The following is a 25,240-nucleotide window of genomic DNA, read 5'->3' on the forward strand; positions in this document are numbered from 1 at the left end:
CCCGCGGCGGTCCGCGAAGCGGACGTCCCCGGCGACGCGGCACCGGCCTCCGGCCCGGTCTGGGACCTCGACGCCACCTGAGGTCGGACCCCGGGTGGACCGTCGCCCGCCCGGAGGCGAAAGGCGACCCGGCCCGGGGCCGGCGGGGGGCGTGACGCCCCGCCGACCACCCGAGGGCCGATCCGTCAGAGGTGACGCGTGGTGTCGATCCCCAGGTTCATCCCCGCCAGTCCGCGGGGTCGCACGGCCAGGCCGTCGGCGATCTCGCGGTACGCGCGCCCCGACGGTGACTCGGGCTCGGCCAGCACGATCGGCGTGCCCTCGTCCCCGTGCTCGCGCACGGCCTGCTCGAGCGGCACCTGACCGAGCAGCTTGACGGGCGCGCCGACCGAGCGGGACAGGTTGGCCGCGACCTCCGCGCCGCCGCCGGTACCGAACACGTCCATGCGGGTGCCGTCGGGCAGCTCCAGCCACGACATGTTCTCGATGACACCGGCGATCCGCTGACGGGTCTGCAGCGCGATCGACCCCGCGCGCTCGGCGACCTCGGCGGCCGCCTGCTGCGGAGTGGTGACCACGAGGATCTCCGCCGACGGGATGAGCTGGGCGATCGAGATGGCCACGTCGCCGGTGCCCGGGGGCAGGTCCATCAGCAGGACGTCGAGGTCGCCCCAGTACACGTCGGCGAGGAACTGCTGCAGGGCCCGGTGGAGCATCGGACCACGCCAGACGACCGGGGTGTTGCCCTTCGTGAACTGCGCGATCGAGATGACCTTCACGTCGTGCGCCACGGGCGGGAGGATCATCTGCTCGACCTGGGTCGGCCGGGCGTCGGTGCCGAGCATCCGCGGGATCGAGTGCCCGTAGATATCCGCGTCGAGCACGCCCACGGACAGGCCGCGGGACGCCAGCGCCGTCGCGAGGTTGACCGTCGCGGTGGACTTACCCACGCCGCCCTTGCCCGAGGCGACCGCGTAGACCCGGGTGAGGTTGCCGGGTTGGGCGAACGGGATGACGGGTTCGGCCGCGTCACCACGGAGGTGCTTGCGCAGTTCGGTACGCTGCTCGTCGCTCATGACGTCGAGCTCGACGGCGACCTCGCCGACGCCCGGGACGTCGGACACCGCCGAGCGGACGCGGTCGCTGATCGTGTCCTGCATCGGACACGAGGCGACGGTCAGGTAGATGCCGACATCGACGCGGCCGGTCGCGGGGTCCACCTCGACGCCCTTGACCATGCCGAGCTCGGTGAGCGGCTTGCGGATCTCCGGATCATCGACCTTGGCCAGTGCGGCGCGGATCGATTCTTCGCTGGGTGCACTCATGATGCCCCGAGTCTAGGCGTCGCGGCACCCCGTGACGATTCAGGCCGGGGGCGGCGGCACGCAGAACGGCGGGATACAGGGCAACTCGATGACCGGCAGGCCCGGGATGGCGGGCGGCGCCGGCGCCGGGGCGGGCGCGGCGGCCGGGGACGATTCCGTCGTTGTCGGCGTCGGCGCCGTCGACGGCGCCTCGGTCGTGGGAGACGTCGGCGCCGCCGGCGGGGCGACCTCCGTGCAGCCGGGCACCGGCGGTTCCGGCTCTCCGGGCTTCGCGGGCTCCGGCGCGGCGGTCGGCTCGCCCTCCCAGCCCTCGGGGCAGCGCTCCGGTGGCCGCGGGGGCTCGACCGTGGGCTCCGGTCGGTGGATCTCCGGCAGATCGGAGGGCAGCGGGAAGGCGTTGACCGCGTAGCCGTGCGCCCACGCGTTGACGTTGGCCACGTACGCCAGGGAGTTGTTGTAGGCCAGGATCGCGCGGGTGCGGGCCGCCGGGTCCGCCATCGACCCGCCCTGGTTGCACAGGAGCGTCGCCGCGGACAGGGCACCGTCGTAGATGTTGTTCGGATCGGCCACGCCGTCGTCGTTGCCGTCGCGCCCGAGCGTCGCCCAGGTCGACGGGATGAACTGGACGGGTCCGACGGCACGGTCGAAGTCGGGGTCGCCGTCGAATCTGCCGCCGTCGGTGTCGGTGATGACGGCGGTGCCCGGCAGGGAGCCGTCGAGTCGGGGGCCGACGATCCGGCCGATCGTGTTGCCGCGCACGTCGAAGAGCCCGCGGCCCTGGTTGGACTCGACCTGACCGATCCCGGCGAGGAGGGTCCAGTCCATCTCGCAGGCGGGGCGCTCCGCGTTGAGCCGCTCCGTCGCCCGGTGGTAGGCGTCCAGGGCGATGCCCGGGATCCCGAGCGGTCCGTCGGGGATCGTCGCCGGCTCGATGTGCGCGGCGCCGGGGTCGACCGGCGGCTCCGGCGAGTACTCGGCCAGCGGCGTGATGTCAGGTGCGGCGGGACGGCTCGTGTCGATCGTGAGCCCGACCGCGGCGAGGACCGTGATGGCTCCGACGGTCACGGCTGCACTGGTGAGCACGCGGCGGTCTGCAGTGTGCGCGATTCGGCGCAAGATTCTCCCCCTACGACGTAACGGACGGCGCCACGGCCGTGCACCGCCCCCGCGACGCTTCGTCTGGGGCGAGGTTACCCCCGGCCCCTGTCGTCTGGATCGGTTTTCCCGCCAGCGGCGTTACCGCCGCCGGCGGAGAGCCCGGCCAGCATCGTCTCGATCCGTTCCACGGAATCCCGCAGGTCGTCGAGCTCGCGGCGCAGGTAGTCACGCGTGACGGTCTCGCCCACCGACAGGCGTACCGACGCGAGCTCGCGGGCGAGGAACTCCGTGTCCGCCTTGGTCTGGGTGGCCCGGAGCCGGTCCTCCTTGACGGACTCCTTGTCGCGGTCCTCCTGGCGGTTCTGTGCGAGCAGGATGAGCGGCGCGGCATAGGCGGCCTGGGTCGAGAACGCCAGGTTGAGGAGGATGAACGGATACGGATCGAATCGCAGCGCCACGACCGCGACGTTGATGACGATCCACACGATCACCACGACCGTCTGGATGAGCAGGTACATGCCGGTGCCGAAGAAGCGGGCGACGGCCTCGCTGTAACGGCCGACCGCGTCGGAGTCGAAGCTGATCCGGGGCCGGCGGGAGGTCACCGGCGTGGACAGTGACGACCTCACGGTGGGTTCGGTCATCGCGCCGTCTCCGCGTCGTCGTGCAGGTCCATGTCCCGCCAGTCGTCGGGTAGGAGGTGATCCAACAGGTCGTCCACCGCGACCGCTCCGAGGAGGTGCCCCTCGTCGTCGACGACGGGGCCGCACACGAGGTTGTAGGTGGCGAAGAACCGGGTCACCGCGTCCACCGAGTCGGTGGGGCGGAGCGCCGACAGGCTCGTGTCGACCGTCTCGGCGACCATGGCGGAGGGGAGCTCGCGCAGCAGCGCCTGGATGTGGACGCAGCCCAGGTACTTGCCCGTCGGGGTGGCCGTGGGAGGGCGGACGACAAAGACGAGGCTGGCCAGCGCGGGACTGAGGTCGGGGTTGCGACAGTGTGCGAGCGCCTCCGCCACCGTGGTCTGCGGCGAGAGGATGATCGGCTCGGGCGTCATCAACCCGCCGGCGGTGTCGGCGTCGAAGGTCAGCAGGCGCCGGACGTTCGACGAGTCCTCGGGGTTCATCCGCTCGAGATACGACTCGGCGTCCTTCTCGGGGAGCTCGCCGAGGAGGTCGGCCACGTCGTCGGGGTCCATCGCCTCGAGGACGTCCGCCGCGCGCTCGAGCTCGAGCCGGGTGACGATCTCGGTCTGCTCGTCGTGGGGGAGCTCCTGCAGGATGTCGGCCAACCGCTCGTCGTCGAGGGTGCGGGCGACTTCCAGCCGCCGCACCTCCGGCAGCTCGCGCAGGGCGATGGCGACGTCCGCCGGACGGAGGTCGGCGTACTGCTCCACCAGGCTCTCGGCGCCGTGCTCAGGGGTGCCGATCGCGTCGTCCAGGCCCCTGATGCGGCTCCACGGGTGGATCGACACCTCTCCGCGACGGCCGAGGGGGGAACGCCCGCGGCGCTCGCGGACGGCGAGCCGCGACACGAGCCAGTCCCGCGAGCGTTGGCGTTCGATCTCCACATCGACGACCTGGTACCGGGTCGGGCGGCCCTGATTCGCGGAGCGCTCGCCCGCGGGCTGGTCGCGCTCGACTCCGATGACCGAGTCCACCAGGGCGCCCAGCACGAGATTCTCCCCGGGCCTGGACTGGAACCTGTGCAGGTTGATGGTCCCCGAGACCAGGGACACCGACCGCGGATCGATCGAGGCGACCCGGAGCATGGGCACGAAGATCCTGCGCCGCGTGGGTAGCTCGACGACCAGCCCGATGACCCGCGGGGGTTTGTGCCCGGAGCGCATCGTCACCACGACATCCCGGATGCGTCCGATGTCGTCCCCGTCAGGGCCGATCACGGGCAATCCCGCTAGCCTGGCGACGAAGGCCTTGTTGAGGTTCGCCATGCAGACCAACCTAGTCACCGACAGGCGGCGCCCGCCCGCCGTACCGGACGTAAGGGAGTGCCACCCACGATGACCGCAGCCCCCCACGCGACAGCGGCGCCGTCGGAGGACGCCGCCTCGGCGATCGCGGACCTGCGCGCCCGGCCGCGGCGCACGGTCCTCGCCGTGCCCGGCAGCAGCGTGAAGATGATCGACAAGGCACGGGGACTGCCTGTGGACGAGGTCTTCCTGGATCTCGAGGACGCGGTGGCCGGCCCGGCGAAGGAGGAGGCGCGCGAGAACGTCGTGGCCGCTCTCGGCCGGGGTGGGTTCGCGGCGCCCACCGTGGTGGTGCGCGTCAACGCCTGGGACACCGAGTACACGGTCCGCGACGTCACGGAGGTCGTCGGTCGGGCGGGTGCCCACGTCGACGCACTGCTGTTGCCCAAGGCGCGGACCGCGGCAGAGGTCGCCGCGCTCGACCTCGTGCTAACCCAGGTGGAGAAGGCCGCGGGCCTGCCGGTCGGTCACATCGGGATCGAGCCGCAGATCGAGGACGCCCTCGGTCTGACCAACATCGACGCGATCGCGACGGCCAGCCCGCGGGTGCTCACCCTCGTGTTCGGCCCCGCCGACTTCATGGCCTCCATCGGGATGCGCACGCTGACGGTGGGGGAGCAGCCGGACGGGTACGCCCCGGGCGACGCCTACCACCACGTGTTCATGACGATCCTGGTCGCCGCCCGCGCGCACGGTCTCCAGGCGATCGACGGCCCGTTCCTCAAGGTGCGCGACGAGGACGGTTTCCGCCGCGCGGCGGCCCGCACCGCCGCTCTCGGGTTCGACGGCAAGTGGGTCCTGCACCCCGCCCAGGTGGACGCGGGTAACGAGGTGTTCAGCCCGCGTCAGGACGAGTTCGACAAGGCCGAGGCCATCCTCGAGGCCTACGCGCACTCGACCTCGGTGGAGGGCGGCGCTCGCGGTGCGGTGATGTTCGGGGACGAGATGCTCGACGAGGCCAGCCGTAAGATGGCGTTGGTCGTCTCCGCTCGTGGACGTGCGGCCGGGATGACCGTCTCGGACCGGGGAACCGCCGGGGACGACGCGGAAGGACGGACCTCATGACCACTCCCGTGAACCCGCGGGGCGCGCGCGCCCGGGGAGCCCAGACGCCGGGACTGCCCACACCGCCCACCGGGTGGGTGGTCGGCTCCTATCCGACGTACGCGCAGGCCCAGGCAGCGGTCGATCACCTCGCCGACGAGGACTTCCCCGTCCACGAGGTCACGATCGTCGGCGTCGATCTCATGCAGGTCGAGAGGGTCACGGGCCGGCTGACCTGGCCGAAGGTCCTGCTGGGCGGGCTGGCGACCGGTGCGTGGCTCGGCCTGTTCATCGGCCTGCTCCTGGGCATCTTCACGCAGCCCATGTGGGGCGTGGTGCTGACCGGTCTGGTCGGCGGCTCGGTGTTCGGCGTCGTCTCGGCGTCGCTGTCCTACGCCGCGACCCGTGGGAAGCGGGATTTCGCGTCCACCTCCCAGCTGGTCGCGGGCCGCTACGACGTCCTGTGTGAGCCCGCCAACGCCGAGCGGGTGCGCGACGAGCTCGCCCGGCTCGGGCTGAAGTAGTGCTGCCGGGGGGCCCTGCGGACGGGTCGACGGTTCTGGCGGCGGTACGCGCTCATCTGGAGGAGCGGTATGGACCGGAGCCGCAGGAGGCGTCGGTGACGTTCCTCGGTGCCGCGCCGATCCGGATCCTCCGGTTCGTGGACGTGGAGACCGGAGTGGTGCGGTACGTCTCGCTCGGGTGCTCGGCCGAGCCGATGGGCGATCCGTCGGCGCTCGTTCCCGACCCGGCGGCGCCGCGCGCGGAGCTGAGCCTCGTGCTCCGGGGCGGCGTGGACGGCGTGGTGCGCGCCCTGGCGGTGCTCGCGGCCGCGCCCGCGGTGGAGGGACTGGTCCTGTCCGAGGGCGCGCTGATCGACCTGGGCGAGCCGTTGTGGCCCGGCGCTGCGTTCACCGCCGTGGTGCTGCGTGCCCCCGAGATCCCGGACGTCGACCTCCCGGGTGACGCGGCACCCGTCCGGGTGTTCCGGGCCGTGCCGGTCACCCACACGGAGGCGGCGTGGGTCCGCATGAAGGGCGCGGCGGAACTCGAGGAGGCGTGGGCGGAGGCCGGTATCGACGTCACCGATCCCGCCCGGTCCGCCGTGAACCCGGGCCTGACCCGCTGACGGACGGGCCGTCGACTCCGGACGGCGGCCACGCGGGGCCTCGGCGTGACGGCACCGGGACGGTCCTGGGACACTGTCGGTCGAGATGTCCGCGCTGACGGGTGCGGTCGGGGTGAGGAAGGACGTGGTCGGGTGCGGCGCACGGTGGGGCGGCCCGGGAGGGGCGCGGTGGCGCTCGCGGGTGTGGTGGTGATGGCGCTGTCCGGGTGTCAGGCGCAGTCGTCGATCGTGCCCGCGCACCGGGACGATCCGGTGGTGGTGATCGACACGGCCTCGTTCGGTGAGGCGGAGATCGTGGGCCACATCTACGGCAACGCGCTGGTCCGGTCCGGCTCGCGGGTGACCGCGCGACCGCAGTCCGGGACCCAGTCGGAGGTCGTGGAGTCCGTCGTCGCGGGCGACGCGACCTTCACCGTCGGATTCACCGGTGAGCTCCTGGAGGCGTTCGATCCCGGCGCGACGGCGACCGAGGGGGACGAGGTGTACGCCGCGATGATGGCCGCGTTACCGGAGGGCGTCACGGCCGCGGACCCGGCACCCGCCGAGGACGCGCCGGTGTACGTGGTCACGCGCACCACGTCGGAGACCCGGGGACTGCGCGCGATGTCGGATCTGGCCGGGCGGTGCGGTGAGTTCACGCTCGGTGCGAGGCAGGAAGCGCTCGCCGACAGCGACCTGGCCGCCGCCGTGGGAGAGGCGTACGACTGCGGTTTCGGTCGTCGGGTGGCGCTGGGCCCGAACCCACGGGCGGTGTTCGACGCCCTGCGTGCGGGGCAGGTCGGCGTGGGGTTGGTCCAGTCGGCCGATCCGGTGGGCCTCCCCGAGGACATCGTGACCCTGGACGACGACGAGAACGCGGTCCGCGCCCAGAACCTGGTGCCCATCTTCCGCAAGGGCTCGCTCTCGGAGGACCAGTTGAGTCTGGTCAACCGGATCAGCGGCGAGCTGACCACCGACGACGTGCGTGAGCTGCTGCTGGGTGTGGAGTTCGGAACCGCCACCCCCGTCGCCCTGGCCAACTACTGGTTGGACTCGCACGGGTACTGACCGACCCGGCGGCGGCGCGCCGCACCAGAGAACGGGGCCCGGCCGCCGATGGCGGCCGGGCCCCGTTCCCGGTTCGGGAGGATCAGGCGAACGCCTCGTCCACCAGAGCCTTCTGCTCGACGGCGTGGACCTTGCTCAGGCCGGTCGAGGTGGCGGCCATCGGGCGACGGGAGACCCGCTTGAGCGGCGGGAAGTCGTCGATCCGCTCCGGCAGTTCGAGCGCGAGGAAGCTCCACGCACCCTGGTTGGCCGGCTCCTCCTGGACCCAGCGGACCTCGGTGAGGTTCGGGTAGTGGTCCAGCGCCTCACGCATGCGGCGGTGGGGGACCGGGTAGAGCTGCTCGAGGCGGACGATCGCGATGTCGTCGCGGCCCTCCTTCTCCTGGCGGGCGGCCAACTCGTAGTAGAGCTTGCCGGACACCAGCAGCATGGTCTTGACCTTGCCCGCGTCCTTGGACCCGTCCGCGAACGTCGGATCATCGAGGACGGACCGGAACTTGCCGGAGGTGAAGTCCGCGATCGCGCTGACGGCCTTCTTGTTGCGCAGCATCGACTTGGGCGTGAACACCACCTGGGGCCGCTTGATGCCGTCGGTGGCGTGGCGGCGGAGGAGGTGGAAGTAGTTCGCCGGGGTCGACGGCTGGGCGACGGTCATCGAGCCTTCCGCGCACAGCTGGAGGAACCGCTCGATGCGGCCGGACGTGTGGTCCGGGCCCATGCCCTCGTGGCCGTGGGGGAGCAGCAGGGTGACCGAGGACTTCTGTCCCCACTTGGCCTCACCGGACGAGATGTACTCGTCGATGATGGTCTGCGCACCGTTGACGAAGTCACCGAACTGCGCCTCCCAGAGCACGAGCGCGTCGGGGTCGCCGACGGAGTAGCCGTACTCGAAGCCGAGGCCCGCGTACTCGGTGAGCGCCGAGTTCCACACCTCGAAGCGGCCCTCGGCGTCCTCGAGGTTCTGGAGCGGTGAGTAGGGCTCGGAGGTGGTCTTGTCGACCACCACCGCGTGCCGCTGCGTGAAGGTGCCGCGCTGCGAGTCCTGGCCGGCCAGGCGGACGGTCTTGCCCTCACGGACGAGCGAGCCGATCGCGAGGAGCTCGGCGAAGGCCCAGTCGACGTTGCCGTTGTAGGCCATCTTCTGGCGTGCCTCGTACACCGGCTTCACGCGCGGGTGGATGTGGAACTCCTCCGGCAGGTTGCCGAAGGCGTCGCCGATCGCGTGGATGACCGACTCGTCCACCGCCGTCACCAGTCGCTTGGGTAGCGGCTGGTTGGGCAGGATCGACTCGGAGGCCTTGACCGGGTGCTTCTCGAGCTCGCGGACCTCGTTGAAGACGCGCTCGAGCTGACCCTGGAAGTCGCGGAGGGCGTTCTCCGCCTCCTTCTCGGTGATGTCGCCACGACCGACGAGATCCTCGGTGTAGGACTGACGGACGCTCTTCTTGCCGTCGATCACCTCGTACATCCGCGGCTGGGTCATCGACGGGTCGTCGGCCTCGTTGTGCCCGCGACGGCGGTAGCAGACGAGGTCGATCACGACGTCCTTCTTGAACTGCTGACGGAAGTCCATCGCGAGGCGGGCGACGCGCACACACGCTTCGGGGTCGTCGCCGTTCACGTGGAAGATCGGCGAGCCGATCATCTTGGCGACGTCCGTGGCGTACTGGCTGGAGCGGCCGGCCTCGGGGGCCGTGGTGAACCCGATCTGGTTGTTGACCACGATGTGGATCGTGCCACCGGTGCGGTACCCGTCGATCTGGGAGAGGTTGAGCGTCTCGGCGACGACACCCTGGCCGGCGAACGCGGCGTCACCGTGCAGCATGAGCGGCACGACCGGGTACTCGGCGCGCCACTCCGGGTCCTCGATGAGGTCCTGCTTGGCGCGGACGATGCCCTCGAGAACCGGGTCGACCGCCTCGAGGTGGGACGGGTTGGCCGTGAGCGAGACCTTGATCTCGTTCTCGCCGAACATCTGGTACTGGATGCCCTCGGCACCGAGGTGGTACTTCACGTCGCCCGAGCCGTGCGCGGCCGAGGGGTCCATGTTGCCCTCGAACTCCGTGAAGATCTGGCGGTAGGGCTTACCGACGATGTTCGCCAGCACGTTGAGGCGACCGCGGTGCGGCATGCCGATGACGACCTCGTCCAGGCCGAACTCGGCGGCCTCGTCGATGACCGCGTCCATCATCGGGATGACGGACTCGGCGCCCTCGAGGGAGAACCGCTTCTGACCGACGTACTTGGTCTGCAGGAAGGTCTCGAAGGCCTCGGCGGCGTTGACCTTGGACAGGATGTACTTCTGCTCGGCGACGGTCGGCTTGTCGTCGACCCCCTCGATGCGCTCCTGGATCCACTGGCGCTGTTCGTTCTCGAGGATGTGGGTGTACTCGATGCCGATCTTGCGGCAGTAGGCGGCGCGCAGCGCGGCCAGCACGTCGCGCAGACGCATCTTGTCCTTGCCGACGAATCCACCGACGGAGAACTTGCGGTCGAGGTCCCACAGGGTGAGCTCGTGCGAGTTGACGTCGAGATCCGGGTGGAAGGTGCGGCGCCGCTGCGCGTGCTTCCCGTCGAGCGGGTCGATGTCGGCCATGAGGTGGCCGCGATCGCGGTACGCGGCGATGAGCTCCAGGACGCGGGCGTCCTTGTCCACGCGGGGATCGGTGATGTCCTGGCGCCACCGGACGGGCTCGTACGGGATGCCGAGAACGTCGAAGATCTCGTCGTAGAACTCGTCCGCGAGGAGCAGGCGGTGGATCTCACGCAGGAACTCGCCCGACTCGGCACCCTGGATGATCCGGTGATCGTAGGTCGAGGTCAGCGTGGTGATCTTGCCGACGGCGTTGTTGGCCAGCTGCTCCGCGCTGGCACCCTGGAACTCGGCGGGGTACTCCATGGCGCCCACACCGAGGATCGCGCCCTGACCCACGGTCAGACGGGGCACCGAGTGCACTGTGCCGATGCCGCCCGGGTTGGTCAGCGAGACCGTGACGCCCGAGAAGTCGTCCATCGTCAGTTTGCCCTCGCGGGCGCGGGCGACGATGTCCTCGTAGGCGTCGAGGAAGCCGCGGAAGTCGAGCGCCTCACAGTTGCGGATGGCCGCGACCACGAGCGAGCGACCGGCCTTGGTCTTCATGTCGATGGCCAGTCCGAGGTTGATCCCCGCCGGGGTGACGGTGTGCGGCTTGCCGTCGATCTCCTCATAGTGGTTGTTCATGTTCGGGTACACCTTGATGGCCTGCACCATCGCGTACCCGATGAGGTGGGTGAAGGAGATCTTCCCACCGTGCGTGCGCTTGAGATGGTTGTTGATGACCATCCGGTTGTCGATCATCAGCTTGGCCGGGACCGCGCGGACAGAGGTCGCGGTCGGCAGCGAGAGCGACGCGTTCATGTTCTTGACGATCGCGTTGGCCGCCCCGCGCAGCGCCTTGGTCTCCGTCTCCTGAGGAGGCGTGTACTGCGGACGGGAGGGCTTGCCGACCGCCGGCGTATCGGGTTTCCTGCGTGTCTCCGGGGTGCCCGAGGGAGCCGGTACGCCCTGGCCACGCGCCTTACGGCGGGGGGACGCGTCGGCGTCCGGCTTGGCCGCGACGTCCTTGGCGGACACCGTCGGCGTCACGTCGTCCACGGTCAGCTCCGCGGCCTTCTTCTTCGCCGAGGACCCGGTCCCCTCGTCCGCCTTGTCCGACTGCTTCGACGTCGCACGGGTCTCACCGCCGGTTCGCGCCCGGTCTCCGGCCCCGCCCGTTCCGCGCGGGGCGGTGCCGTTGGTGGAGCCGGACCCGGAGGAGGAGGCGGCCTCCGGGTTGGCCTTGAAGAATTCGTGCCAGGACTCGTCCACCGAGGACGGGTCCTTGGCGAACCGCTCGTACATCTCGTCTACGAGCCACTGGTTCTGTCCGAACTGTGAGACGTTGTAGCTCACGATCTTGTGGTGCCTCTCTGGTTCTGTGGTGGGTTTCACACGTCAATGGATCCAGGCTAGACCGTCTGCCCGATCGGGGCTTTCCGATCTCACCTGACAGGGGGATGCCACTCGCCCGTCACCGTGGGTTCACGCGGTGGGCCGGGTCGTCTGTTCATGCAGTGGGCCACGCCGTGGGGGGCGCACCGAAGGTCGCGTCGGCGGTGTCCACGACCGTCCGTCCGAGTCGCCGGTTGCCCCAGCCACCGACCGCCGCCCCGAGCCCGGCGGGCGCGAGTTTGCCCACGGCCAACCCGGCGCGTTTGACGGCGAACTTGCGGACGAAACGACTCAGCATGCGGCGGTTGATCTCCTTGAGACCGGGCACGTGCAGCGACCTGCTCGCCAGCGAGCCCGCGCCGCCGGACGACCCGACCGCGTTGGCGAGGATCGCCGTGCCGGACGCTCCGAGCATCACGGTCATGACCAGGAGTTCCTCGTGTTCGCCCTCACGGACGTCGATGCCGTGCACCTCCGCCACCGCCAGCGTGTAGAAGGCGGCCGCCTCCAGGAACACCAGGGACTCCGCGCCGACCGCGCCGAACGCGACGATCGTGCCGATGCCGGGAACGGCGGCGGTGGCGCCCACGGCCGCACCGGAGGCGGTGACGGCGGCGAGGAAGCGGCTGTCGAGACGTTCGCGGATCCGCGCGGGCGACTCGTCGGGGTGTGCGCGACGGAGCTGGCGGACGTAGGCGCGGGCGGCGCCGGCCTGACCTCGGATCGCCCGGCGCAGGGCTGCCGTCACCAGCCCCGCGGCGGGACCGGAGGCGTCGGCTTGGGCGGGGACGCGGTCGGGCACTGGTCACTCACTCCTGGGGGTCGTGGCGGGCGGTCGGCTCGAGCCGCTCGTACCACCACGGTACGCAACCTGGGGCGGGGCGCGCCCTAGGGCAGTACACGCTCGGTGTACTCGTTGCCGAAGAGCCGATCGGGGTCGAGTCGGTCGCGCACCGAGACGAAGTCGTCGAAGCGCTCGACCATCGTCGACAGGTCCGCGGCGGTCCGGGTGTGCATCTTGCCCCAGTGCGGTCTCCCGCCCGAGGCGAGGAAGATCGACTCGGCCAGCCGGAACAATTCGGTGTGGTCCATCCGATGGTACTGGTGGACGGCGATGTAGCAGACCTCGCGGTGGTGGGCCGTGGACATCCACACGTCGTCGGCGGCGGCGAACCGAACCTCCACGGGGAACGGCGTGACGACGCCGGACCGGTCGATCGTGTCGCGCAGGTCCCGCAGCACGCCGGAGGCGGCGCCGAGGGGCACCGCGTACTCCATCTCGCGGAACCGCACGCGCCGCGGCGACGCGAACACACGGTAGCTGCGATCCGTGAACCCGCGGGCGGACAGCGCCCGCGAGGCGACGCGGTTGAGCCGGGGCGTCAGTGTCGGCCTGCGCGTCGCGGCGCGGCACAACGCGTCGAACGCCTCGTTGGACAGGAACTCGTCGCTCACCAGCTCGCGGACACGGCCCACGGGGCTGAGCTCAGTGTCCCCGGGCAGGCGGGTGTTGCGCTTGACGGTGATCGCGTCGGTGTGCGGGAACCAGAAGAACTCGGCATGGTCGGCGGACCGGGCGAACCCCTCCAGATCCTGCAGAGCGGCCGAGAGCGTCCACGGGCGTTCCTCGGCCCGCAGGGCGAAGGCGGGCACGCACCGGATCGTCATCTTGGTGATGACCCCCAGGGCTCCGATCCCGAGACGCGCGGCCTCGAAGACCTCCGGATGCGAGGTCGGCGAGCAGGAGAGGACGGACCCGTCGGCGGCGACGAGCTGCAGTCCGACGACGGTGGCGGGCAGCCCGGGCGCTCCGCACCCGGTGCCGTGGGTCCCGGTGGACACCGCGCCGGCGAGCGACTGCTCCGCGAAGTCCCCGAGGTTCTGCTGCGCCAACCCGAGTTCCCAGAGCAGAGGGCCCAGCCGGTGCAGGCGGGTCCCGGCCCAGACCGTCACGTCGGCGCCGTCGACCCGGCCGGCCGCGTCGCGGGTCGGCACGATCGACTCGATGCCGGTCAGGTCGTCAAGGGATACCAGGACCCCGTCGGTCGCCGCGGCCGGCGTGAAGGAGTGCCCGGCGCCCACACACTTGACCCGGTCACCACGCTCCGCGGCCGCGGTCACCACGTCGCTCACCTCGGCGACTGTCGTGGGCGCCCGCCGATCCGACGGGGTCGCCAGCACGTTGCCAGCCCAGTTCTGCCAGGGGGACACCGAGGTCGTCATGGCTGGAGAGAGTACCCGCGGGCGGCCGGACCGGGAGCCGTCCTGGACAATCGACCTGAATAGATGACGGAGGCCCGGACGGCCGGGGGAGCAGAGGCCTGTTATCGGTGTCTACTCCCTCCTCGCCGTCGTACCATGGACGGGTGACCAGACGACTACCTGCCGATCAGCGCCGGGCGCAGCTCCTCCAGGCCGCGCTGGAGATCGCCGAGCACGACGGCCTCGGGGCGGTGACCGTGCGAGGCGTCGCCGAGCGTGCCGGCGTCTCCCTCGGTGTCGTCCACTACTGCTACACCGACAAGGAGGAACTCCTCCGAGAGGTGATCGGCGCTGTGAACTCCGAGGTGCACCAGGCCGCCAGGGCCTTCGTGAGCGTCGACTTCGATTCGGGCGCCCGCGGGACGGAGGGCCTCCGCCGCCGGCTGTATGAGGCGATCGACCTGATCTGGGCGGTCATCTCCGCGTCGCCGGATCGGCAGTTGCTCACCTACGAGATCGTCTCGTACTCGTTGCGGACGCACGGTTTGCCGGAGGTGGGGTTGGCCCGGGACCAGCAGGAGTCGAACGAGGCGATCGTGCGCTCCGTCCTGGAGCGCACCGCCGAGTCGGCCGGCGTGCGGTGGGGCATGGGCCTGGACGACATGGTGCGGGTGGTGCTGTCGATCATCACCGGCATCAGCCTGCGGTGGCAGATCTACCGGGACGACGACGAGGCCAACGACCTCCTGCGCCGTGCGGTCGACCTCGTGGTGCGGGACGCGCGGCCCGCCGACGGTGCGTAGCCCGGCCCGGGCCCACCCGCTCGGAGTCGTCGGCGCCCTGGACGCCGCGACAGCCGACATCGACGCGCCGCTCGCCGCGCTGCACCTGCCGAGCCTGCGGGCGAACCTGCGGGATCTGCGCCGGCGGGCCGGTGGCACCAGGATCCGCATCGCCAGCAAATCAGTGCGGTCGCGTGGAGTGCTCCGCGAGGTACTCGGGGCCGACCTGCTCGGGGACGAGGCGGTCCGTGGCGTCATGGCGTACTCGCTCTCCGAGGCGCTGTGGCTCGTCGACTCGGGGTGCGACGACGTCCTCATGGGGTACCCCGCCGTCGACCGCGCGGCCCTGGGCCGCCTCGGTGCGGACGCGGCGGCCCTCGACGCCGTGACCCTCATGATCGACCACCCGCGGCAGCTGGAGATCGCCCGCGAGGCCGGGGCGGGCGGCGCGCGGGTTTGCATCGACGTCGACTCGTCGCTGCGGTTGGGTCCGGTCCACCTCGGGGTCCGGCGGTCTCCCCTCCGCGGCCCGGAGGACGTGGCCCCCCTGGTGCGTCACGCCACCGGCGAGGGGTTCCGCGTGGTCGGCGCGATGTTCTACGAGGCACAGGTCGCAGGGGTGCCGGACGACGTCCCCGGGGTCGGCGTGGTCAAGCGACTGTCGATGCGTCGGCTCCGCGGGGTGCGCGAGGCGGTCGCCGGGGTGATCGCGGACATCACCGGACAGTGGCCGGAGATCATCAACTCCGGGGGCACGGGATCGGTCGCGGAGAGCGCCGCGGCGCCGGCCGTCACGGAGGTCACCGCCGGGTCCGGCCTGTACGCCCCGGGCCTGTTCGACGCGTACCGCTCCTTCACCCCACGGCCGGCCCTGATGTTCGCGCTGCCCGCCGTACGCCGACCCGCGTCCGGGCTGACCACTTTCCTCTACGGCGGGTACGTCGCGTCCGGACCCCCGGGCAGGGACCGACTGCCGGTGCCCGTCGCGCCGGCGGGGATGCGATACCTCGGCCGGGAGGGCGCCGGAGAGGTCCAGACGCCCGTGCGCGGGGAGGTGCCCATCGGCGGGCGTGCCTGGTGGAGGCACGCCAAGGCGGGTGAGCTGTGCGAGCGGTTCGACACGCTGCACGTGGTGGACGAGACTGCTGACGGGCCCGCCCTCGTGGACCGCTGGCCCACCTACCGTGGTGAAGGGAAGTGTTTCGGATGACCGACGCCCACGACATGACCGACAGGGCCCGGGAGCGGATGCGCGCGGAGGCCGTCTCGATCACGGCCGACCTCGTCGCCATCGATTCGACCAACACCGGTGATCCGTCGACGATCGGCGACGGCGAGACCCGTGTCTGTCGGCGGATCGCCGAGTACCTCAGCGAGGTCGGCATCGACAGCGAACTCGTGGAGTCGGTGCCGGGCAGGGGCAGCCTGTTCGCACGGTTGGAGGGGGCGGATCCGCAGGCGGGTGGTCTCGTCGTGCACGGTCATGTCGACGTCGTGCCGGCGGTCGCCGAGGACTGGTCCGTCCCGCCCTTCGCGGGCGAGATCCGGGACGGGTGGCTCTACGGACGCGGCACCGTCGACATGAAGAACATGATCGGCATGATGCTCGCCGTCGTGCGCCACTACCGCCGGGAAGGGATCGTCCCCCGCCGGCCCCTTCTGCTCGCCTTCTTCGCCGACGAGGAGGCGGCCGGCATCATGGGCGCCAAGTGGATCGTCCGCGAACGCCCCGAGATCTTCGACGGCATGACCCAGGCGCTCAGCGAGGTCGGCGGGTGGTCGGTGCCCGTGGCCGGACGCCGCCTGTACCCGATCGCGGTCGCGGAGAAGGGGGTGGCCTGGGCGAAGGTGACCGCACACGGGGCCGCCGCACACGCCTCGCGCCCCACGCCCGACAACGCCGTCGCTGCCGTCGCGGGTGCGGTTCACCGCGTCGCCGGCATCGACTTCCCGGTGGAACCCACCGAGGCCAACACCGCGCTCGCCGCGACGGTCGGCCGTATCGCCGGCGGCAGCGGGGATATCGCGGAACTGCCGGACCGCCTCGAGGTCCTCGGCCACTTCGGCCCGCTCGTCGCCGCCTCCCTGTCGCACACCGCGTCGCCGACCGTCCTGTCCGCCGGGTACAAGACCAACGTCATCCCGACCGAGGCGCACGCCGAGATCGACTGCCGTGTCCTGCCCGGCGGCGAGGAGACGTTCCGCGCGGAGGTGGAGCGGGAGCTCGGGCCGGACGTGTCGGTCGAGTGGATCTGGCAGCCGCCCATCGCGGCCCCGGCGGACGCGCCCCTGGTCGACGTGATCGGCGAGGCCGTCCGCGAGTCGGATCCGGACGCCCTGGTGGTGCCCTACCTCCTGCCCGCCAGCACCGACAACAAGCATCTCGCCGAGCTGGGGATCGACGGATACGGATTCGTCCCGCTGCGCGTGCCCGACGAGTTCGACGTGTTCGGGCACTTCCACGCCGTCGACGAACGAGTGCCCGTCGACGCGCTGCACTTCGGTGCCGACGTGCTTGCGCGCGTGCTCCGGTCGGCGTGAGGGGCACCACGCAGGACCGCGACGTCGCGCGGTCCGCGCCGCGAACGCGCCTGCCCGCGGACATCTGGGTCCTCGTCGTGGCCGCGTTCGCGGTCGCGATCGGGTACGGACTCGTGGCGCCGGTGCTGCCGCAGTTCGCCCGCGACTTCGACGTGTCCGTCGCCGCCGCTTCGGTCGTGGTCAGCGCCTTCGCCTTCTTTCGACTGGTGTTCGCGCCCGCCGGCGGGTTCCTCGTGGACCGGATGGGGGAGCGATGGGTCTACATGACCGGCCTGCTCATCGTCGTCGTCTCCACTCTGGCGACCGGCCTGGCGCAGTCCTACTGGCAGCTGCTGGTCTTCCGCGGCCTCGGCGGTCTCGGATCCACGATGTTCACCATCTCCGCGATGGCGCTGTTGACCAGGCTCTCACCGCCGGGCGAGCGGGGACGGATCGCCGGGCTGTACGCGACCGCGTTCCTCATCGGCAACATCGGCGGGCCCGTGCTGGGCGGACTGCTGGCGGAGTTCGGGATGCGCGTCCCGTTCTTCGTCTATGCTGGGACCCTGCTCGCGGCGACCGGCGTGGTGGCCGTGTTCCTACGCGGCGGCCGTCGACGCTCACCCGATGACGACTCCCCCGAACAGGAGTCGTTGCTCGTCGGCGAGGCGTTGCGTCACAGCGGCTACCGTGCCGCGCTGATCTCCAGTTTCGTCAACGGCTGGACCTCGTTCGGCGTCCGTGCCGCCATCATCCCGTTGTTCGCCGCGGCCAATTTCGACGCCGGTGCCGGCATCGCGGGCACGGCGTTGGCGTCCTTCGCCGTGGGCACGGCCTCCGTGGTCTCGGTGGCGGGCAGACTGTCGGACCGGTTCGGGAGGCGGCCGATGGTGATCACCGGTCTCGTCGTCTCCGGCGTCACGACCATCGCCCTGGGATGGTGCGACACGGTTCCTCTCCTCGTCGCGGCGTCGGTGGTGGCGGGCATGGGCGCGGGGATCCTCAACCCGGCACAGCAGGCGGCCGTTGCGGACGTCATCGGCGCGGACCGCGCCGGCGGCAAGGTATTGGCCACGTTCCAGATGGCGAGTGACTCCGGGGCGATCCTCGGCCCCGTGGTCGTGGGCCTGGTGGTGGACCGGCTGGGCTACGCGACGGGTTTCGCGGTCTCCGGCGTCCTCCTCCTGGCGGCGGTGGTGCCGTGGGCCGTGGCCAGGGAGCCCCGGCAGACGGCCGACAGGGTGGCCGCGGGGGAGTGACCTGCGCAAGCCGTGTCGCTCAACGGACCTCGCAGGCCGTAGCATGTAAGGCCTCATGGACAACAACGACGAGGACCGTACCGCCACCGCCGGCGACGAGGTCGACACCGACGCCAGCACTCCCGAAACGCCCGTAGCCGCGCCCGCCGGAGCCCGCGACGACGCCCCCCACGACGAGGCTCCCGCCGAGGACGCCGCGGTCACCTTCGCGGACATGGGGCTCGCGCCCGCCGTCGCGAAGGCGGTCCGGGACGTCGGCTACGAGGTGCCGTCCGCCATCCAGGCGGCCACCATCCCGCTCGTCCTCGAGGGACGGGACGTCGTCGGGCTCGCCCAGACCGGTACCGGCAAGACGGCCGCGTTCGCGCTGCCCATCCTCTCGCTGATCGACCCGTCGGTGAAGAGCCCCCAGGCCCTCATCCTGGCGCCGACCCGCGAGCTCGCGCTCCAGGTCGCCGAGGCGTGCGTCACCTATTCCGCGGGCATGCCCCAGGTGAACGTCCTGCCCATCTACGGCGGTCAGGCCTACGGTATCCAGCTCTCGGGTCTCCGGCGGGGCGCGCAGATCATCGTCGGCACCCCCGGGCGGGTCATCGACCATCTCAAGAAGGGCACGCTTGATCTTTCCGGCCTGCGGCACCTCGTCCTCGACGAGGCGGACGAAATGCTCGCGATGGGCTTCCAGGAGGACGTCGAGCGAATCCTCTCGGACACTCCGGAGAGCACCCAGGTCGCGCTGTTCTCGGCCACGATGCCGTCCGCGATCCGACGCATCTCGCAGAAGTACCTCACCGATCCCACCGAGGTGAAGGTCGCCTCCAAGACGTCGACCGCGCCGACCATCCAGCAGCGCTACGTCCTGGTCAACCACCGTGACAAGCTCGACGCCCTGACCCGCATCCTCGAGGTCGAGGACTTCGACGCGATGATCATGTTCGTCCGGACGAAGTCGGCGACGGAGGAACTCGCCGAGCGGCTGCGCGCACGTGGCTTCTCCGCCGCCCCGATCAACGGCGACATCCCCCAGAACCTCCGCGAGCGCACCATCGAGGCGCTCAAGGACGGGCGCACCGACATCCTCGTCGCGACCGACGTCGCAGCCCGTGGTCTCGACGTGCCGCGCATCAGCCACGTCGTCAACTACGACATCCCGCACGACACCGAGTCGTACATCCACCGCATCGGCCGAACGGGCCGCGCCGGCCGGAGCGGGCACGCACTGCTGTTCGTCACCCCCCGCGAGCGTCGACTGCTGTCCCAGATCGAGCGCGCGACCAGGCAGCCGTTGACGGAGGTCCAGCTGCCCAGCGTCGATGACGTCAACGAGATGCGGATGGCCAAGTTCGCACAGTCGATCACCGAGAGCCTCGACGACCCCAACATCGCGCTGTTCCGCCGGCTCGTGGAGGAGTACGCGTCCGAGCACTCGGTCTCGATGGCCGACATCGCGGCCGCACTGGCCACCCAGTCCCGCAACTCGGACGAGTTCCTCATGCGTGAGCCCGAGCGTCCCCCGCGGCGTGAGCGGCAGGACGACCGCGGGGGCGACCGTCGCGACCGCCCCGCGCGGAACTTCTCCGACGGGCCGCGGCCGTCGCGCTCGGGCAAGGACATGGCCCAGTACCGGATCGCCGTGGGCAAGCGGAACAACGTCAAGCCCGGATCCATCATGGGCGCGCTGGCCAATGAGGCCGGCCTCAGCGGGGGCGACATCGGGCGCATCTCGATCCGTTTCGATCACTCGATCGTGGAGCTGCCCGCCGGCCTGCCCTCGGATCAGCTCGAGTCGATGAAGGGCATCCGCGTCGGCGGCGCCGAGATCGACATCCGGCCGGACAGTGGCGCGCCGGCGGGGCGTCCCTCCTCGTTCCGGGACGACCGCGGCGGGAAGCCGCGCGGGGGCGGCCACCGGCGCGACGATCGCGGTGACCGCGGTGGTTACTCTGACCGTCGCGGCGAGCGACACGGGGATCGCCGGGACGACAGGCGCGACAACCGGCGCGACGACCGGGGCGGGTTCCGCCGCGGGGACGACGACCGTCGCGGCGGCGGAGGGTTCCGGGGGCGTTCCGGGGGCGGGCAGGACCGCTACTGACGCGGATTCCCGCGGTAGGCCGGCGTCGACGCCGGCCTACCGCCTCTTTGCCCGGCCGGACGCCGGCCTCCACCTCACCGCCCTGCCGGACACCGACGGGCGGCGTCGGCGAGGGCCTCGTGATCCGACCTCGTCACGGGGAGCCCGTAGACCGTGGCCGCGGTGAGGTACCGGGACGCGTAGAAGCAGTGACGGGCCGGGTCCGGTGGGAGCCAGTCGGCGGGGGTGGAATCGCTCTTCCCGGTGTTGACCGCGGCGGTGACGGCCAGCAGATTGTGGTCGACGTCGTTGGCGAAAGCGGCGCGCCGACTCGGAGACCAGGCCCATGCGCCGAGGTCCCACGCAGCCGAGAGCGGGTAGACGTGATCTACGTGGATCCCGCGTAGCCCGGTGACGCCCACGTCGACGGCCCGCCCGGTGTAGGGGTCGACGAGGACGCCACCGTCACGCTCGCACGGCGATCCGGATACCGGGGTCCCCCCGCGCAGGTCACGCGCCAGGACGTCGTGGCGGGTCGAACACCCGTTGCCCGCCCCGGGCGCCTCGGTCGAGTCGCTCCAGGCGGGCCCGAACACGCAGGCGGATGCGCCGCTGCACTCACGGTCGTATCCGGGCACCGACTCACGGGCGTCCACCACGCGCACCGTCTCGAGCAGAGCCAGGACCGACTGCCTCGGCGGGCTACCGGGCGCCGAGTCGGGCGGCTGGCCGAGGCGGGCGACGACGATCGCCGCCACGACGACCGCCGACGCGAGCGCCAGTGCCCGCGGTGCGAGGGGCGGGACCACCCTCGCGCGTGCCGTGGTGCGCCGTCGCCGCGGCGGCCACGGGCCCGCCGCCGCCCGCGCCGACGACCACTGCCGCACTCTCCGGATCACGGACCGATCCTGACACCGACCCCGGGGCCCGCCGCCCGCGCACGAGGTTGCGGCGGTCGGCCTGTGGAGAGGGACGGCCCTGTGGAGCACCCGCGCGTCGTCTCGGGGGCGTGCGCCCGGAGCCGTGTCGGACCGGCGTGCTTACATGTGGGCGTGACCCCGACGCCAGCCCCCCGCCTCCACGCCGTGTGGCAGTCAGGGGTCGTCGGCCTGTGGTGCGAGACGGGCCTGCGCCGGCCCGGTTCGATTGCCCCCGCGTCGTCGGTGACCGCGGTCGGGAGGGCCGGGGCCCCGCGGGACGTAGTGGAGTTGCTCGGCGGGTTCTCGCTCACCCACCGGATCGCGGTGCGGGTGCCCCTCGAGGGTCGGGTCCGTCCGGCGACCGTCCCGGGGATCCGCGTCTCGGTGGCCACGGCGGTGGACCTGTGCGGGATGACGGACGTCGCCGAACACTGGGTCGGCCCGGGGCTACGGGCGCTCGCGGCGCTCTCCGCCGGTGTGGCGGCCTTCGTCCGCGCCGGCCACGTCGTTCCGACGATGTCGCGGTCGGACGGCGCGTGGAACGCCTCGTGGGCGCTCGCGGCCTCGCCCGTCGTGTCGGCGTGGGCCGCGGAGAGTCTGAGCCGGTGCCACGGTCTGGTGTCGGACCGCGAGGATCTCGACCGGCTGCTCGCGGCGCTGGCGGATCAGCACGCCCGGATGGCCCTCGCGCCGCTGGCCGCCGACCGGCGCAGCGTGCTGGGCTCGGCCCTGATCGTCGGTGGAGAGGTGACCTCGGGTGGCCACGCGCTGGCCGAGGCGATCGGGGAGTTCGGACGCGCGGCGGCGGCGAGAGACGTCGAGGTGGTCTTCCGCGTGGTGGAGCCGTCCGGGGAGGCGGACGTCGACGGTGACGGCGTCGGTGATGCCGACCGGGACGGAGTCGGTGATGCCGGGCGGGGCGCCGAGCCCGGGGCGGGCGTCCACGGGGACGAGAGGACCGGTGGTGCCGTCGACGCGGAGGTTCTGTGGCGGCTGGAGGTCTTGGTGCGCACGGGCACGGACACCTTGCGCCCGTTCTCCGACCTGCCGGACACGACCGCGGTCGGCGACGCCGTCCGCGATGTCGTCGACCGCGCGGTGCGCTGCTGGCCGCCACTGGGACGCGCCGTACCGGCGCTCGACGGCCAGGACCTCCTCCTCCCCACCGAGCTGGTGGTGCAGCTCGTCGACGAGGGGGTCGAGGCGCTGCGCGGGCGGGGCGTCGAGGTGCTCCTGCCACGGGCGTGGACCAGGGTGCGGACCGCCGTGCGCGTCACCGTCGCGGAACCCGGCACGGAGAACGTCGACTCCGGTCGCCGCCTGGGGCTGGACCAGCTGGCGGACGTCAACTGGGAGATGGTGGTCGACGACGTCCCCCTCGACGCCACCGAGGTCCGGATGCTCCTGGACGCCGCCTCGGACCTCGTCAAGCTCCGCGGTCAGTGGGTCCGTGCGGATCCGGGGGCGCTCCGGCGCGCGGCCCGCTTCCTCGCGGCCAGGCGTGGCGGGCGGGTCACCGCACCGGCTCTCGCCGCCGCGATGATGTCCGAGGAGGCGGAGGGCGTCGAGATCGAGGCGCCCACGACCCTCGACTGGATCCCCTCGTCGTCGTCGATGCCCGTCGACCTCCCGGCGTGGTTCGTCGCCACCCTCCGTCCCTACCAGCTCGAGGGCGTGCGCTGGCTGACGTCGCTCGCCCGCGCGGGTGTCGGCGCCGTCCTGGCCGACGACATGGGGCTCGGCAAGACCATGCAGGTTCTCGCTCTCACCGCCTCCGAGCACGCCCGGGGCGTGCTCGGCCCCACCCTCGTGGTGGCGCCTCTCACCCTGGTCGCCACCTGGGCGCGCGAGGCCGCGACCTTCGCCCCGGAGCTGACGGTGCGCGTCCACCACGGCCCCTCACGTGAGCGGGGCGACGACGCGGCCGGGCGGCTCGGTGCCGCCGACCTCGTCCTCACGTCGTATGGCACCGCTTCGCGTGACGCCGAGCTCCTCGCCGCGGTGCCGTGGCGCCGACTCGTCGCCGACGAGGCCCAGACCATCAAGAACCCCTCCACCTCGGTCGCCCGCGCGATCGTCTCGATCCCGGCGGAGCACCGTATCGCCCTTACGGGCACGCCGGTCGAGAACCGGCTGGACGAGCTGCGGGCGGTACTCGAATTCGCCAACCCGGGTCTGCTCGGGTCGGCGAGCACGTTCCGCGCGCGTTTCGCGGTGCCCATCGAATCGCACCGCGACGAGGCCGCGGCCTCGCGGCTGCGGGCCCTGGCCGCGCCGTTCGTGCTGCGTCGCCTCAAATCGGATCCCAGGGTGGTCGCCGACCTGCCGGACAAGCTGCACATCCGGGTCGACGCGCCACTGACCCGCGAGCAGGCGACCCTGTACCAGGCGGTCGTCGAGGACATGATGGAGCAGGTCAAGGAGTCGGAGGGGACCGCGCGCAAAGGCGCGATCCTCGCCGGGCTCACCGCGCTCAAGCAGGTGTGCAACCACCCCGCCCACTACCTCGGGGACGGGTCCGCGCTCCTGCGCGGCGGCCGCCATCGCTCAGGAAAGCTCGCCGCCCTCGATGAGGTCCTCACGGAGATCCTGGACGCGGGCGAGAAGGTCCTCCTGTTCACGCAGTACCGCGCGTTCGGGGACCTCATCCTGCCCCTGCTCGAGCGACGGGCGGCCAGCTCGGTGCCGTTCCTCCACGGTGGCGTCACGGCGGCCGGTCGGGCGCAGATGGTCGAGGAGTTCCAGAGCGCGCAGGGACCGCCGGTGATGCTGGCGTCGCTGCGCGCGGGCGGGACGGGCCTGACGCTGACGGAGGCCAATCACGTCGTGCACCTGGACCGGTGGTGGAACCCGGCGGTGGAGAACCAGGCGACCGACCGTGTGCACCGGATCGGTCAGACGCGGCGGGTCCAGGTCCGCACCCTTGTCGCGCCGGGGACGGTCGAGGACCGCATCGATGAACTGCTCGAGGCCAAGCGGGACCTCGCCGAGCTGACGTTGGGCCCGCTGGCGGGCGCGCTGACCGAACTCGCCGACGCCGATCTCGCCGCGCTGGTGGAGCTCACCGACGAGGGGCGGGACGAGGAATGAACGGCGGCAAGGGCATCCGCGCGAGGGCGCGCGCGGGCGCGTTCGGCGGGCACATGTGGAGCCGGCGGTGGACGAGCGACCTCGAATCCGGGGTCACCCGCGGCGAGGCGTACCTCGCGCGGAAGGCCGCGCGCGCCGACAGGGTGCTCTCGCTGGAGCACGCGGGCCGGTCCGTTCGCTGCGACGTCGACGGCAGCCGACCCGAGCCGTTCACCGTCGAGTTCACCTTCGCCCCCCTCGACGCCGCCGACTCGGACGCGCTCCGCACCGCCCTGAGGCGCGAGGAGGGCGGCGTGCTCGGCGCCCTCGCGGGGAACTTCTCCGACACCGTCGGGTTCCTCCTCCTCCCGGCGGTCCACGGCGACACCGCCTACTCCTGCCGGTGTCCCGTCCAGCCCGGGCCGTGCCTGCACGTGTTGGCGGCCGCGTACATCATGGTCGAGTGGTGGGACGCCAGGCCGGACGTCATGTTCGCGCTGCGGGGCCTGAGCGCCGAGAACCTCGGCGCCGTCCTGAGGGGAGGGGACGACGACGAGGTGTCCGTCGACGTCGAGGAGGCGCTGTGGGGGACCGAGCCGGTCCTGCCGACGGTGCCGTCCCCGGAGCCGGCCGGACTCGAGGACCTCCTGGACGCGCCCGTGACCCGCAGACTGGCCGCCGCGACGACGAACGACCCCCTCGAGCAGCTGCGCGTCGTGGCCGATCTGGAGGACTTCCTCGACGCGTTCGGCAGGTACCGACCGCGGTGAGCGGGCCCGCGCCGGCCGCCGTGTCGGACCGGCGTCCTACG

19 protein-coding genes are annotated in these 25,240 nt (G+C 71.7%); 11 read left to right on the forward strand and 8 right to left on the reverse strand.

Going from position 1 to position 25,240, the window contains the following annotated elements; genetic code table 11:
* Positions 1-185: 185 nt before the first annotated feature.
* The 4 genes from KHA85_RS03085 to KHA85_RS03100 all read right to left on the reverse strand — a co-directional run bounded on the left by KHA85_RS03085 (position 186) and on the right by KHA85_RS03100 (position 4,374).
* On the reverse strand, positions 186-1,325 hold the full coding sequence (locus tag KHA85_RS03085; RefSeq protein WP_007631677.1) for an Mrp/NBP35 family ATP-binding protein: 1,140 nt from the start codon (positions 1,323-1,325) through the stop codon (positions 186-188).
* A gap of 39 nt (positions 1,326-1,364) precedes the next feature.
* Positions 1,365-2,390 carry a lytic transglycosylase domain-containing protein gene (locus tag KHA85_RS03090; protein ID WP_213184772.1) on the reverse strand — a complete coding sequence of 342 codons (1,026 nt, stop codon included), beginning with the start codon at positions 2,388-2,390 and terminating at the stop codon, positions 1,365-1,367.
* Positions 2,391-2,515: 125 nt separating this feature from the next.
* Positions 2,516-3,067 (reverse strand): DUF1003 domain-containing protein, encoded by a 552-nt coding sequence (locus tag KHA85_RS03095; protein WP_213184773.1) that lies wholly within the window; start codon positions 3,065-3,067, stop codon positions 2,516-2,518.
* The gene (locus KHA85_RS03100; protein WP_213184774.1) at positions 3,064-4,374 is read right to left on the reverse strand and encodes a magnesium transporter MgtE N-terminal domain-containing protein; all 1,311 of its coding nucleotides are present in this window, start codon (positions 4,372-4,374) and stop codon (positions 3,064-3,066) included. Before KHA85_RS03100 ends, KHA85_RS03095 begins: the two co-directional genes overlap by 4 nt.
* Positions 4,375-4,431: 57 nt before the next feature.
* Between KHA85_RS03100 and KHA85_RS03105 the strand changes: the two genes are divergently transcribed.
* From KHA85_RS03105 to KHA85_RS03120, 4 genes are all read left to right on the forward strand, one after another.
* Positions 4,432-5,478: an HpcH/HpaI aldolase/citrate lyase family protein gene (locus KHA85_RS03105; RefSeq protein WP_438802039.1), complete on the forward strand. Its 1,047-nt coding sequence runs from the start codon at positions 4,432-4,434 to the stop codon at positions 5,476-5,478.
* Entirely contained in the window at positions 5,475-5,981 is a 507-nt protein-coding gene (locus KHA85_RS03110; protein WP_061227646.1) for a YflT domain-containing protein, read from the forward strand. The genes KHA85_RS03105 and KHA85_RS03110 overlap by 4 nt, the downstream gene beginning before the upstream one ends.
* Positions 5,982-6,016: 35 nt before the next feature.
* Positions 6,017-6,586: a suppressor of fused domain protein gene (locus KHA85_RS03115; protein WP_213184805.1), complete on the forward strand. Its 570-nt coding sequence runs from the start codon at positions 6,017-6,019 to the stop codon at positions 6,584-6,586.
* Positions 6,587-6,754: 168 nt separating this feature from the next.
* Positions 6,755-7,633: a glycine betaine ABC transporter substrate-binding protein gene (locus tag KHA85_RS03120; RefSeq protein WP_308936841.1), complete on the forward strand. Its 879-nt coding sequence runs from the start codon at positions 6,755-6,757 to the stop codon at positions 7,631-7,633.
* An 82-nt stretch (positions 7,634-7,715) separates the two neighbouring features.
* On the opposite strand, the gene KHA85_RS03125 is transcribed toward KHA85_RS03120, so the two are convergent.
* The 3 genes from KHA85_RS03125 to KHA85_RS03135 form a co-directional block, all read right to left on the reverse strand.
* Positions 7,716-11,564, reverse strand: coding sequence for a multifunctional oxoglutarate decarboxylase/oxoglutarate dehydrogenase thiamine pyrophosphate-binding subunit/dihydrolipoyllysine-residue succinyltransferase subunit (locus KHA85_RS03125; protein WP_308936842.1), 3,849 nt, complete (start codon positions 11,562-11,564; stop codon positions 7,716-7,718).
* Between the two features lie 154 nt (positions 11,565-11,718).
* Positions 11,719-12,405, reverse strand: coding sequence for a YbdD/YjiX family protein (locus KHA85_RS03130; protein ID WP_213184776.1), 687 nt, complete (start codon positions 12,403-12,405; stop codon positions 11,719-11,721).
* Positions 12,406-12,491: 86 nt separating this feature from the next.
* Positions 12,492-13,826, reverse strand: a complete 1,335-nt coding sequence (locus KHA85_RS03135; protein WP_213184777.1) for a D-arabinono-1,4-lactone oxidase — start codon at positions 13,824-13,826, stop codon at positions 12,492-12,494.
* A gap of 143 nt (positions 13,827-13,969) precedes the next feature.
* On the opposite strand from KHA85_RS03135, the gene KHA85_RS03140 reads away from it, so the two are divergent.
* From KHA85_RS03140 to KHA85_RS03160, 5 genes are read left to right on the forward strand one after another with little or no spacing between them, the layout of a single operon-like run.
* Positions 13,970-14,608: a TetR/AcrR family transcriptional regulator gene (locus tag KHA85_RS03140; RefSeq protein ID WP_213184778.1), complete on the forward strand. Its 639-nt coding sequence runs from the start codon at positions 13,970-13,972 to the stop codon at positions 14,606-14,608.
* On the forward strand, positions 14,601-15,797 hold the full coding sequence (locus KHA85_RS03145) for an alanine racemase (RefSeq protein ID WP_213184779.1): 1,197 nt from the start codon (positions 14,601-14,603) through the stop codon (positions 15,795-15,797). The genes KHA85_RS03140 and KHA85_RS03145 overlap by 8 nt, the downstream gene beginning before the upstream one ends.
* Positions 15,794-17,128, forward strand: coding sequence for a M20/M25/M40 family metallo-hydrolase (locus KHA85_RS03150; protein ID WP_213184780.1), 1,335 nt, complete (start codon positions 15,794-15,796; stop codon positions 17,126-17,128). The genes KHA85_RS03145 and KHA85_RS03150 overlap by 4 nt, the downstream gene beginning before the upstream one ends.
* The gene (locus KHA85_RS03155) at positions 17,125-18,366 is read left to right on the forward strand and encodes an MFS transporter (protein WP_213184781.1); all 1,242 of its coding nucleotides are present in this window, start codon (positions 17,125-17,127) and stop codon (positions 18,364-18,366) included. Before KHA85_RS03150 ends, KHA85_RS03155 begins: the two co-directional genes overlap by 4 nt.
* Positions 18,367-18,421: 55 nt before the next feature.
* The gene (locus KHA85_RS03160; protein WP_213184782.1) at positions 18,422-20,461 is read left to right on the forward strand and encodes a DEAD/DEAH box helicase; all 2,040 of its coding nucleotides are present in this window, start codon (positions 18,422-18,424) and stop codon (positions 20,459-20,461) included.
* A gap of 74 nt (positions 20,462-20,535) precedes the next feature.
* Here KHA85_RS03160 and KHA85_RS03165 read toward each other — a convergent pair whose 3' ends face one another.
* Entirely contained in the window at positions 20,536-21,249 is a 714-nt protein-coding gene (locus KHA85_RS03165) for an HNH endonuclease family protein (RefSeq protein ID WP_213184808.1), read from the reverse strand.
* 243 nt (positions 21,250-21,492) lie between these two features.
* On the opposite strand from KHA85_RS03165, the gene KHA85_RS03170 reads away from it, so the two are divergent.
* Together KHA85_RS03170 and KHA85_RS03175 are read left to right on the forward strand one after the other, a co-directional pair.
* Positions 21,493-24,450 (forward strand): DEAD/DEAH box helicase, encoded by a 2,958-nt coding sequence (locus KHA85_RS03170; protein ID WP_213184783.1) that lies wholly within the window; start codon positions 21,493-21,495, stop codon positions 24,448-24,450.
* Positions 24,447-25,199, forward strand: coding sequence for a hypothetical protein (locus tag KHA85_RS03175; RefSeq protein ID WP_007631708.1), 753 nt, complete (start codon positions 24,447-24,449; stop codon positions 25,197-25,199). Before KHA85_RS03170 ends, KHA85_RS03175 begins: the two co-directional genes overlap by 4 nt.
* Positions 25,200-25,240 lie beyond the last annotated feature (41 nt).

It is taken from the genome of Dietzia massiliensis (assembly GCF_018390595.1).
Classification (GTDB): domain Bacteria; phylum Actinomycetota; class Actinomycetes; order Mycobacteriales; family Mycobacteriaceae; genus Dietzia; species Dietzia massiliensis.

Coding starts and splice junctions, on each gene's coding strand:
- KHA85_RS03085 (WP_007631677.1), bottom strand. CDS start 1,325: ATGAGTGCACCCAGCGAAGAATCGATCCGCGCCGCACTGGCCAAGGTC.
- KHA85_RS03095 (WP_213184773.1), bottom strand. CDS start 3,067: ATGACCGAACCCACCGTGAGGTCGTCACTGTCCACGCCGGTGACCTCC.
- KHA85_RS03100 (WP_213184774.1), bottom strand. CDS start 4,374: ATGGCGAACCTCAACAAGGCCTTCGTCGCCAGGCTAGCGGGATTGCCC.
- KHA85_RS03110 (WP_061227646.1), top strand. CDS start 5,475: ATGACCACTCCCGTGAACCCGCGGGGCGCGCGCGCCCGGGGAGCCCAG.
- KHA85_RS03135 (WP_213184777.1), bottom strand. CDS start 13,826: ATGACGACCTCGGTGTCCCCCTGGCAGAACTGGGCTGGCAACGTGCTG.
- KHA85_RS03150 (WP_213184780.1), top strand. CDS start 15,794: ATGACCGACGCCCACGACATGACCGACAGGGCCCGGGAGCGGATGCGC.
- KHA85_RS03160 (WP_213184782.1), top strand. CDS start 18,422: ATGGACAACAACGACGAGGACCGTACCGCCACCGCCGGCGACGAGGTC.
- KHA85_RS03175 (WP_007631708.1), top strand. CDS start 24,447: ATGAACGGCGGCAAGGGCATCCGCGCGAGGGCGCGCGCGGGCGCGTTC.